This window comes from Pseudoalteromonas sp. NS-SX12 (assembly GCF_057367955.1).
This window is the reverse complement of record NZ_CM170634.1, coordinates 2,059,600-2,072,212: the sequence shown is the minus strand read 5'-3', so window position 1 is coordinate 2,072,212 and position 12,613 is coordinate 2,059,600. Positions and strand designations below refer to the sequence as shown.

Here is a 12,613-nt window from a genome sequence, read left to right as displayed (position 1 = left end):
GATCTCATGGTTTTGTATTAATTTCATAAAAACCAGACAAATGTCCTGTCATGAGAATTGTAAGCTATTGAAATATAGCTATTAACATCCATTTACATAGCTAACCTAGGTGGCAGACGAGCAATCACCTTGCTTATAACCATTTACTATTAACTTATAGCTTTTTAGTAATTTATTAGTTTTTGTTTCACATTAAATTAACAATAGATCCTCATTTGGGTCCAAAATGGCAACATCACAATAATTCTAGGGAATACTATGAATAATAATAAATTATTAAAAAAGAGCTTATTAGCAACGCTAGTACCGCTCGCAATCAGCGCTAACGCAAATACATTAAGCGAACCTTCACAACTTGCTGAAGTACAAGCTAAATTAGTGGGTCAAGCTCAGCTTTCGACACAATTCATTATTAAATACAAAACGCAAACCGCTGCAGAATTTGCACATACTGCAGATACGCAATCTTTTGCACCGCGCGCTTCAGCACAATCGTTTGTATCAAACTTCAAATCGAAGCTTAAAAAGCAATCTCGCTACGTGCGCCCTATGGCTATGCAAGGCCTTCACGTAGTAAAAGTAGACGGCAAGCTATCTGCACAAGAAACACAGCAATATATGCAAGACATGATTGCATCTGGTGATATTGAATACATTGAAATCGACCAAATGTTACAACCATTTGCTACGCCTAATGATCCGCAATATTCAGATCAGTGGCACTACTATGAAGCAAACGGTGGCCTTAACTTACCGAGCGCATGGGATAAAGCAACTGGTGCTGGCGTAACTGTTGCGGTACTTGATACAGGTTACCGTCCGCACGCAGATTTAAATGCAAACCTATTACCTGGTTACGATATGATTTCAAACACTTTCGTAGCAAACGATGGCGGCGGTCGTGATAACGATGCACGCGATCCAGGTGATGCAACTACAACGGGTGAATGTGGTACAGATAGCTCAGGTCAACCAGTACCACGCTCAGATCAAAGTTCAAGCTGGCACGGTACTCACGTAGCAGGTACGGTTGCAGCAGTGGCGAATAACGGCGAAGGCGTTGCAGGTGTAGCATACGACGCGAAAGTTGTGCCAGTACGTGTACTTGGTAAATGTGGTGGTTTAACGTCAGATATCGCTGACGGTATTATTTGGGCATCTGGTGGCTCAGTTTCTGGCACCACAGCGAATGCTAACCCTGCATCTGTTATTAATATGAGCTTAGGTGGTTCAGGTGCGTGTAGCGCGACCACACAAGCGGCAATTAACACTGCCCGTGCAAATGGCGCAGTAGTTGTAATTGCAGCAGGTAACGATAACGATAATTCTGCAAACTACAACCCAGGTAACTGTTCAGGCGTTGTAAACGTAGCTTCAGTTGGCCGTAACGGTGGCCGTGCATACTATTCAAACTATGGTGCAAATATTGATGTTGCAGCACCAGGTGGCGCACAGAGCTTTGCAAACGATCCTGAAGGCGTTCTTTCAACTTACAACTCAGGTTCAACAGGCCCAGGTAGCGACAGTTATGCATACTCGCAAGGTACATCAATGGCAGCGCCACATGTTGCCGGTGTTGCTGCGTTAATCAAACAAGCAAAACCATCTGCTACACCTGATGAAATTGAACAGATCCTAAAATCAACAACGCGTTCATTCCCTGCTACATGTAACAACTGTGGTACTGGTATTGTTGATGCACTTGCTGCTGTAAATGCGGCGTCTGGCGACACTACTACACCACCAACAGGCGATAACGTGTTAGAAGATAAGGTTGCTAAAACTGGTCTTTCTGGCGCTAAAAACGCACAGTCGTTCTTCACAATGGAAGTACCATCTGGCGCAACTAACGTAACTTTCACGCTAGCAGGTGGCTCGGGTGATGCAGACCTTTACGTGCGTGCTGGCAGCAAGCCAACTACCTCAAGCTATGAGTGCCGTTCTTGGAACTCAGGTAACGGTGAAACCTGTTCTATTGATAACCCAACAGCAGGTACTTATCACGTAATGCTAAACGCATACGAAGCCTTCTCTGGTGCGTCACTAACAGGTGATATCACATCATCAACAACAGGTGGCACGAATGGTGGCGGCGGTTCAGTTGATAACGTATCAGCAAGTCGCGGTGCTTGGAGCCGTTACACAATTGACGTACCAGCAGGTATGTCAACGTTCACAGTAACGCTTTCAGGTGGCACAGGTGATGCGGATCTTTATATTCGCAACGGTAGCCAACCAAGCACGTCATCATACGACTGTCGTTCATGGAACGACGGCAACACAGAAACCTGTACTATTAACAACCCAGGTGCAGGTACATGGCACATTGGCGCATATGGTTACAGAGCATACTCTGGCGTAACCGTAGACGCACAATACAGACCTTAGAAAAAACTCTCTGAAGACAACAAAAGGCCGCACATGCGGCCTTTTTTATATTTCAAAAACCTTCAAGCGCTTTGGCTCAAAGCAGCTATATTTTTTAAAACACACCTATCACTTTAATTGCCCTATCACCCTAACATCGCTTTCTTTCACATCCATTTCACATCTGCTGATTTAAAGTGCCTGTCATAAACCGCTCAGTCATAACAATGGCCTAGCGAATAACATTAATAATCGCACCCAAGGAAAAAACAATGATTAAGAAAAATTGGATGAAAATTACCCTTACAACAATCACCGTTCTCACATTGCTGGCAATTTTTTGGTATACCAAGTTTGCTTTAAAACCGTATCAGGTAACGCCAAATCAGCTAGCAGAAACCTACAGTTATCAAGTGGAAAACGCCAACGTAACGCTAACACAGCTTGAAAACGGCCATTACGCTATCAATTACCAAAGCTTTGATGGAGAAAACGTAAACGGCCAGTTGGTGTACCCTGAACACTATGATGGCAGCAAACCTGTGCCCTTGTTGATAGGTGTTCACGCAATGGGACGAAGCTACATTCGTTGGTTACAAGATTCATTTAAAAATACCGATACCATTGAACAAACCGATGAACTAGCCAATATGGCGCTTGCCAAAGGGTATGCGGTATTAGTTATTGATGCACGCAATCATGGCAAACGTAAGAACTTGGATTACAACATAAAAAAGGTAATGTATGATTTATGGTTTTGGGGCAAACGCGAACCATACGAAACCATGATAATTGATACGGTTAAAGATCACCGTGTACTTTTAGATTGGGTCGCAACGCAGCAGCAATTCGACCAAAACGAAATTAGCGTGGCAGGTTACAGCATGGGTGGTCAAATTAGCTTAATTTTGGCATCACTTGATACTCGTATAAGTAAGGTGTTATCCATTGTGCCACCAGCTTCGAGTGATAATGTTGCGCGTGTGTCACCACTCAATTTCGTTAAACAGCTGAGAGCAGAAAAAACCTGGTTAGTTACCGCAGATAACGACCAATATGCCAATAAACAAGAAAACATTGCGCTATTTAACGCAATTGCAAATACACAAAAACACCATATTGTTATTCAGGGCGAGCATGAGCTTCCTGAAGGCTACTACACACAATTAGAAGGTTGGTACGAGTGACAAAAACCTCACCACTACGCATTTTAGTGATTGAAGATAATGCAGCAATTGCCGAGAACATTGCTGATTTCTTCACACTAAAAGGCGACATACTGGATTTTGCATACGCTGGTGAACAGGGCGTCGAATTAGCCCTGACAGCGTATTTTGACTGCATTATTTTAGACATTATGCTGCCCGATATTGAAGGCCTTGAAGTCTGTAAACGTATAAGAGAAAAAGCTGACCGCCATATTCCCATAATCATGCTAACTGCCAGAGATACATTAGATGACAAACTGGCGGGCTTTCAACATGGTGCTGATGATTACCTCACCAAACCATTTGCACTGGACGAATTATATATGCGCTGCTGTGCGTTAACCCTTCGTCATACTAACCAAAAAAGCGAGCGAACGCTGAGTATAGGCGATGCAAATAAACAACTCGTGCTTAATTACCAGCGTCAACAAGTTACGCGCGCCGGCACACCGCTGCTACTCTCCCCTATGCTTTTTGGTATTTTAAAAATTTTGATGGAAAGTTACCCGCGTGCGGTATCTAAAAGTGAGCTTTGCGAACGTATTTGGGGTGAAGACGGCACTGATTCAGACTCTTTACGCTCACACATTTATCAGCTGCGAAAAGCGGTTGATAAACCGTTTGCCACACCACTTATTAAAACCATACACAGTGTTGGTTTAGCACTCGATATTTAGACGAGCCCAGTTATGACAGCAAAGCAACTTAGAAACAAAATCGTCACGTACTTTGTTTCCATTGTAGTACTTCTCAGCATTTTATTTTCACTTGTGACCTTGATGTTTAGTTTTGTGGTTGAAGACACGTTCTTCTATCAAATTCTAAACAGTGAAAAGCAACAAGTACTCAGCCAAATTAAAAACGGGCAAACACCTAAGCCTCATTTTGATTTTATTACTTACCATAAAGACCAAAGTACTTTGCCAAAGCCTGTGCAACAAGCGCTAAGCAAAGCACCTAAGCAAAGAGAATTTAGCGGTGCAAAAAACACGCATTATCACATTGCCTATCTCGATGATAATCAGCGTCAGCAACATATTTTACTGGCCGAAGTAAGCCAACAATTAGTGGTAAACCGCCTCACTAACAAGTTGTTTTATTTCTCGTTCTGCTTACTGTGCTTCGGTATTTTACTGGCGTTAGTGCTTGCGCTTGGCACAGTTAAATTAAGTAAAACCTTACTTAATCCACTCGATGATCTTATGACTATCGTCGATAACAGTCCGGTTGAAAAGTTACCGACAAAATTCGCAGCACAATTTAAACAAAACGAAATTGGCCGATTTGCCCAAACATTAGAAGCGGCGCTTGCTCGCGTAAGTGCATTTGTCACACGAGAACAACAATTTACCCGCGATGTGTCTCATGAGTTGCGCACCCCGCTCACCGTAAGCCAAGGTGCGGTCACATTATTAACCCATACCGAGCTAAACCAAGCACAGCAAAAATTTGTTACGCGCATTAGTGATGCCAACCAACATATGCATGAAATTATTGAAACGTTACTTGCCCTTGCCCGTGAGAAACATCGCGATACCGAGCACACCAACTTAAAATCGGTTATTGAAAATTGCATCATTAAAAATCAAGCGCTGTTAAAAGACGTAGTAATAGACATTAGCTTGGCCGATAACGCCAATGTGGCTATGGGAGCATTAGAGCTTTCACTCGTCGTACAAAACTTGCTGCAAAATGCCATTTACCATGGCCAAGGTTCGCACATAAAAATTGAGTTTCAAGACAATGTGCTCACCATCGCAGACAACGGTAAAGGTTTAACAGATACACTCTCATCGCAAAGCGTATTTGAAGCGGGGCAACGCGGGCCAAATAGTCATGGCAGTGGTATTGGCCTATCGCTAGTAAAAAGACTGTGTGAAAAATACGGTGTTGACGTATCACTTAATAGTGACAATGATGGCGTAACGATTACTTTAACCTTTACCTAAGCCCATTCACGTAAATGGTATAACTAACAGCGCACGTGGAAGCTGGCATTTAAGCCAGCGAGTTAACTAAGCCACTTTTTCAATTTGGCTATCACCATTTGTTGCGATATGGGTTTGGTCATATAATCGTCCATTCCCGCATCAAGGCAGCGCTGTTTATCTCCCTGCATTGCATTGGCGGTCATCGCAATTATTGGAATATCTATTACGTTATCGCCAGCCTCGCCCGATTTGATTTTAGATGCGGTTTCATAACCGTCCATTTCAGGCATTTGGCAGTCCATAATAATTGCCGCATAGTGGCTTGGTTTATCCATCGCTTTAAGTGCTGCTAACGCATCGTAGCCGTTTGAGGCAACGTCAGCAGTTACCCCTAAGTTTTTCAAAACACTCAACGCGACCATTTGATTTACTGGATTATCTTCAACTAACAATACGTGTACACCATTAAACGTAGTGGTGTCTGCATCATTTAAATTAGTCGGCTGCTCGCTTACATCACTGGTATGCTCAGATGAATTTTGCAGTGTACTTTTAAGTACTTTAATCAAGCCTTTTGGTGTAACAGGTTTCGCTAAAATCGCGCTAATATTACCCGCTTCACACGCATCATTATCGAATTGTTTATTAATTGGCGCCATCATAACTAGCTGTGTTTTATTGGTTTGCGTTAGGCGCGTTAATTGCTGTTGTAATAGGCCATTTTCATACAACTTAGCATCCATTAAAACCACATCGATAGTTGCTAAGTCACTATTTAAATGTGTTGTTACCTGCTCAGCAGAATTGGCAACGATTGCGTTTGCTGACTCGCTCTCTAAAAGCTGTTTTATCACTTGGCAATTAGTGTCATTTGCGTCAGCAATCAACACCGTTAACAACGCAAATAGTGGGCCTTCATTTACCGTGTTTGGCTGCGCGATGTTTTTCACTAAACAGGTGACGTTAAAACAACTGCCCTCGCCTAATTTGCTGGTAACCGTTACATCCCCTTGCAGCAGATTACACAGTTTTCGTGTAATACTTAGGCCAAGCCCAGTGCCGCCGTATTTTCGTGTAGTCGATGCATCACCTTGACTAAATGCATCAAATAGCGAGGTTACTTTATCTTTGGCAATGCCGATGCCAGTATCTTGAATTTCGCAGTTTAACTGGCTGAATCCTATTTTTTCAGAGTCACAAAGCTCTGCACGGATCACAATTTGACCCGACTCGGTAAACTTAACGGCATTACTTAAAATATTGGTGAGTATTTGGCGAATTCGCCCAGGGTCGGAATTCACATGACTGACCGAAATGGCGTTGATATCTAAAATAACCTCAACATCTTTTAACTGTGCATCAAGGGCCACAGACTCTGCGAGTTTTTCAAGTAAGTTGCGCAGATCAAAATCAATGTATTCAAGTTCAATGCGATCTGCTTCTATTTTTGAAAAATCAAGAATATCGTTGATCAGCGTCAGTAACGACTTTGCACTTGAACTGGCAATGCTCACGCGGTGTGCTTGTTCGTCCGAAAGCCTACTGTCTTTTAACAGTTGCAGCATACCAATCACGCCATTCATTGGTGTGCGGATCTCATGACTCATATTGGCTAAAAATTCAGACTTTAACTTAGTTGCGGTTTCTGCTTTTTGTAAGGCAAGTTTGAGTTCTTTGGCTTGTTGCTCAAGCGACGCCGTTTTTTCTGCAACTTGCTCTTCTAACGCCACTACAAATTGCTTTTGCCGAGTTATCTCGCTTTGTTGTAAGCGAGTGCGCAGATATATCATTAAAAAAATCAATGCACCGGCAAATAAAGTGTAAAGCGTATACGCCCACCAGCTTTTAAAAGGCGAAGGCGCCACATTTAAATCGATTGAAAGCAGTTCATTACTCCATTTGCCTGCACTGTTAGTTGCTTTAACTTGCAAGGTGTAGCTGCCGCCATCCAGATTAGTAAATGACGCAATATTATTGTTACCTAACTCTATCCAGTTGTTATCGTATCCCTCAAGGCGATAGGCGTATTGATTTTTGCTAGGTGCAGTAAAATCTAACACCGAAAACTCAAATGAAATAAAGTAATCTTGATACGATAAGTCGATTTCTTTCACATAAGAATACGGTTTATCGAGCTTTATCGGTTCGCCCATTTTGCTGAACCCAGTTAGTACCACATTAGGTGATTTAACTTCGTTTTCTTCAAGATCCGTATTAAAGTATTCAACGCCACGTTGGCTACTTGTAAATAAGGTATTATTGGCAGCCACAACGAGACTATTTGCATAATAATTTGCGCCTAAAATCCCTTCACTGCCATCATAGTTAACAACTTCATTAGTATTTGGGTTTAAGGTAGAAATACCCTTGTTAGTGGTGAGCCATAAGTTGCCGTTTTGATCATCTACCACAGCGCGAATTAACGATGTAGCGAGGCCATTTAACACGCTGTAATGCTTAAAGGTTTGGCTATTGGGTTGATATAAGTTGAGACCTTTTTGCGTTGCTATCCAAATCGCGCCATTTTTGGCTTGGTAAATATCTTGTACGATACTACCTAATAAAGTTTGCTCGTCGGCTTCATCCATTTTGTAAACGCGAAAACGCTGTTTATCGGCCAACCACAGGTTTGCGCCATTGCCAGTGCCAACCCACATTTTGTTGTCGTTATCGCGTATTATTTTTAGTACTTCAGGGTGCGATAAGCCGTTGTTTTCGTCTAAATGTGTAAAGGTTTTATGCGTTGTGTTGTATACGTATACACCATTTTTGTAGGTACCAATCCATAAGTTGCCTTGCTCATCGAGTGCTAACGCCCTTAGCTCTCTAAATTCTTGGTAATTTTCAGCGGTTTTAGGGTAGCGGATTATGTCAATTTGGCCAGTTGCTAAATTGTATTTGGCAAGCCCTTGGTCTTGTGCAACCCAAAGTAAATTGGTGCCTTGTTTTAATATAATGGGTTTTTCTACTGCGCCACTATTCGCCAAGCCATTTTCTTTAGTGAAAAGCGGGCCAGAAATAGGTTCTAAGCTTTTCGCCCGTACTTGCCATTTAAACAAGGCGGAAGAGGAAGCAGCAATAAGCACATCGCCGTTTTCATCAACTGTTATGCCATTTGGCGCACTTAGTTGCGAGCTATTAATCGATTTAAATTTACGCTGTGGTGTCAGTTTAAAAATGCCGTGCACTTCATTTGTGATCCATATAACACCAAAAGAGTCCTCAAAAATAATGCGAAAACCATTGTTGTAACCTAAATCTAGGCGTTCAATTTGCTCAATATCATTGGCATAACGATAAATGCCTGTTGCTGTAACAAACCAAACAAATCCGTCTTGGTCTTCAATCATCGAATTTACTTGGCCAAGCGCTTGCTGATCTACATTTAAAATAGCGGTGAAGCTACCGCTATTTGGCTCAAACAAAAACGGACCTTGTTGCGTGGCGACATAAAATGTTCCGCTTTTGGTAATTAACATACTTCTAATTTCGTTGGCCCCAGTTGGGGTTTTATTATTTGGGTTTGGAAAGAAGTGCTTAAACTGCTGAGTGTTTTTGTTAAATAAATTTACGCCATAGCTGGTTGCTACCCACAGAAAATTGTCGTCTTTGTCTGCAATATCCCAAATACGGTTATGAGATAAACTCGGCTCCGTGTCACCGGTTTTTGTAATGTGTTCAAATTGACCATTGCCCAGATATTTATTTAGCCCACCATCGTAGCTGCCTAGCCAAATAATGCCCGTTTGGTCATGTAATAATGATTGAATGCGATTAGATGATACCGAGCTTGCTTGCGATTCACTGTGTAGAAAGTTTTCAAATCGCCCCATTTTAGGGTCGTAAAGATTAGCGCCGCCGCCCCACGTGCCAATCCAAATTCTACCGTCGTTATCAAGCATTAAATTACCCGCGTCATTATGTGATAAGCCGTTCTCGTTCATTTTATTAAACTCAAACAACACAACCTTGCGACCATCAAATCGCATCACCCCATTTTCAGCGGTACCAAACCATAAAAACCCTTGACTATCTTGAACAATTGAATAAATTTCTGAAGACACAAAACCATCTTCAGTGCCCAGCTTTTTAATCGCATACTCGTTGATCAGCGACGACGATTGCCCATTAGCCAACGCATTACTCGCAGTAAATGCAAATAATGTCATTGCAAGCCAGATTACAAATAACGATATTTTTGGGGTCATGTCACGTTCAAAGACTTTTAGTTATTAACACAATAATAGACGTTAAATATTAAGACCTGTTGATTTTTGACGAGATTTTCATAAGTACTTAACTTTTATTTAGAACAGTTAACCCCTGCTCTTTTATATTGATTGGGCATTGCGATTGCACAAAGAGCTGCACTATTACCAATACAGCAAAGTACAAGTACAAAAAAAGGCAGCGGTAGCTGCCTTTTGAACTAGAATGAAAACTTATTTCGCCCACACATCGGCAACGCCAGGCTCTTCGCCTTTAGTCCACCATTTTGCAGTGTAAGTATTGTTATTGTGGGTCACCTTGTCACCTGTGTTGTAAACAAGGTCAGCACGCCATGCACGAACTTGGCCGTCGTTTGGAATAACTTCTTCCCACGGGCCGCCAAGATCTGGACGGTCGCCTTGTGTCCACCACTTCGCTTTATACTCAACACCGTTGTAAAGCACAGTATCGCCACCTGTGTAAATTGCATCGGCATTCCATGTTGTGCTGCCACCGCCATCTACATTAGTTACAGTTACTGTGAAGCTTTCTGTTACAGCATCAGTACCGTCTGATACCGTTACTGATACGTTCAAGTTTGTATCTGCTGCAACTTCGCCTGCTGTAAGCGTTACACTTGCACCGCTGCCAGAAAGTGTTAAGCCCGCAGGTACATTCCAGCTATAGCTTAGTGTATCGCCATCAGCATCTGATGCAGTTACGCTGACAGAAGCTGATTTACCTTCTTCCACACTAACATTAGCAATTGGTGAAACTACCGGCGGTTCGTTAATCACTACCGCATCTGATACAACGCGAATAATCGCCGATTTAGTTACAGTGTCTGTGCCGTCTGATACAGCAACGGTTACTGTGTAATCAGTATCTTGCGTTACCGTTGGCGCAGTAATTGATACCGTATCTGTGGTTACACCTGAAAGCGTTAAGGCAACATCGCCTGTCCAGCTGTATGTTAGCGGATCATTATCACGATCACTGGCTGTTGCGAAAAGTGAAGTACTTTCACCTGATTTAACCGTAGTTACACCCGGTACTGATACCACAGGTTTAGTGTTACCACCTACAACGCCTAGGCCTTCGTGCATTGCATTTAAAATATCGCCGTTATCTGCATCAATTTCCCATGCAAATAAACCGGCAAGGCCTAAATTGCGAACATACTGACCTTTCGCTTTTACTGAGCGCGGGCTATCGTATGTGATTAATTTGCCGTTTGATTTATTCCAAACATAGGCACCTTCAGCCACTTCATCATAACCAACCTCAAAACCGTTAATACCAGTTTCTGCCGCACCAATCATATGGGCTTTAATGCCTTTGTAATCAATTACGCCTGCTTCCCACACACCTTGCGCAGTAGTGCCGGTAAGTTTACCGTTACCCGGTGCAGTCATTGGGTTTGCACCGTCTGTTGTATTTGCAGGGTATACACCTTCCCAACCACGACCATACATCGCCGTACCTAATACAATTTTCGCCGGATCTAAACCTTGTTGTAGCAACAATTGAATACCGTTATCTGTGGTGTACGCCGGGCCTTTACGCGGCTCGCCTTTATCATCAAGACCAGTACCATTACACTCATCTGTGCTCATATGGCTACCACAGTAAAGCGCTGTTTGGTGACCGGTAACATTGTTCCAACCGCCGTAGAAGTCATAGGTCATGGCGAAAATGTAATCCATATATTGCGCTGCTTGCGGATAGTTTACGTCTTCAATTTTGTCATAACCCATGCCAATAGCAGAGGTAAGTTGGTACGGTTTGCCAATTTCAGCTTCTAATTCATCTAGCATAGCGCGCAGTTCACGCATGAGATCAATATAAGCTTGACCGTCTTTTGCTGGATCGCCAAGATTTGGATTTGGACCGCCGCCACCTGGGAATTCCCAGTCAATATCGACACCATCGTAGAATTTCCAAGTTTTTAAGAAGTCTTTCATTGATGCTACGAATACATCGCGATTCGCTTTTTCAGTAAAGCCATGGAATGGGTCTGACAGTGTCCAACCACCTACCGATGGTAAGATTTTTAAATCAGGGTAACGCTGCTTAAGCGCCATTAGTTGCGAGTAAGTACCACGAATTGGGTCTTTTGCATCTACACCCGGCAGTGACTTTTGAATCGCTGCCCACGGGTCGTGAATCACCACTTCATAATCTTGTGAGTCGCCACACGCTTTTTGTAATGCGCGCCAGCTGTTACCGTTTTCAATTTCTTTCAATGACTCGTTCGCGCCACAAATTGGAATAAAACCGTACAAGATATGCGTTAGGTTTTGGCCCGGCACTTTTGTTACATCAAAGTCACGACCATAAATACCCCACTCAACAAAATAAGCACCTACAACGGTGTCTGGCGAAGTACCATAGTTACCGTTATTTGGATCAACATTCATTGGTAATGGATCAAGGTGACCACCGTCTGTATCAGCGATTACAATTGGTTTTGGCGCACTTGCCGCACACACTGTGCCTTGGCAAAGCTCAACCGTTAATTGATGACGGCCCGATTGCGTGTATGGAAAGGTAATTGTGCCCGACTTAGTGCCAGCAGCAAGCGTACCTTCGTTTACTACTACACCGTCAAATTTTACTTTGTAGCTATCGCCACCTTCGCCGCTCCACGCATTCCATTTGATAGCAATATCAACCACATCTTTACGTGTAACTAATGACTTATACGAACCTTGACCGTCAATATTTACATCAACAAATGAATATTTTTGGTCTTCCCAACTTAAGCTAGGTGCAGAAGGCGCTGCAATTACATGCCCAGAACAAAGTGCAACTGCCACTGCTAGAGATAATTTTTTAATCATAATGTTTCTCTTTAAATTTTAAAAACCCGCAACGTCGCAAACCAAGCCGCCGTTG

Annotated in this window: 6 protein-coding genes; 4 read left to right on the top strand and 2 right to left on the bottom strand. The window is 42.7% G+C overall.

Annotated features, from left to right (window positions below):
- Nucleotides 1-258: 258 nt before the first annotated feature.
- The 4 genes from AC2IOM_RS09555 (at nucleotide 259) to AC2IOM_RS09540 (ending at nucleotide 5,524) form a co-directional block, all read left to right on the top strand.
- Nucleotides 259-2,388 carry a S8 family peptidase gene (locus AC2IOM_RS09555; RefSeq protein ID WP_486358223.1) on the top strand — a complete coding sequence of 710 codons (2,130 nt, stop codon included), beginning with the start codon at nucleotides 259-261 and terminating at the stop codon, nucleotides 2,386-2,388.
- A gap of 251 nt (nucleotides 2,389-2,639) precedes the next feature.
- A complete protein-coding gene (locus AC2IOM_RS09550; protein WP_486358222.1) occupies nucleotides 2,640-3,554 on the top strand; it encodes an alpha/beta hydrolase family protein in 915 nt (304 codons plus the stop codon).
- A complete protein-coding gene (locus AC2IOM_RS09545) occupies nucleotides 3,551-4,252 on the top strand; it encodes a response regulator transcription factor (RefSeq protein WP_486358221.1) in 702 nt (233 codons plus the stop codon). Before AC2IOM_RS09550 ends, AC2IOM_RS09545 begins: the two co-directional genes overlap by 4 nt.
- 12 nt (nucleotides 4,253-4,264) lie before the next feature.
- Nucleotides 4,265-5,524, top strand: a complete 1,260-nt coding sequence (locus AC2IOM_RS09540) for a sensor histidine kinase (protein WP_486358220.1) — start codon at nucleotides 4,265-4,267, stop codon at nucleotides 5,522-5,524.
- A gap of 62 nt (nucleotides 5,525-5,586) precedes the next feature.
- Here the strand turns inward: AC2IOM_RS09540 and AC2IOM_RS09535 are convergent, their stop codons facing one another.
- Nucleotides 5,587-9,714 carry a hybrid sensor histidine kinase/response regulator gene (locus tag AC2IOM_RS09535; RefSeq protein WP_486358219.1) on the bottom strand — a complete coding sequence of 1,376 codons (4,128 nt, stop codon included), beginning with the start codon at nucleotides 9,712-9,714 and terminating at the stop codon, nucleotides 5,587-5,589.
- Between the two features lie 234 nt (nucleotides 9,715-9,948).
- Entirely contained in the window at nucleotides 9,949-12,558 is a 2,610-nt protein-coding gene (locus AC2IOM_RS09530; RefSeq protein ID WP_486358218.1) for a glycosyl hydrolase family 18 protein, read from the bottom strand.
- Nucleotides 12,559-12,613: the final 55 nt, after the last annotated feature.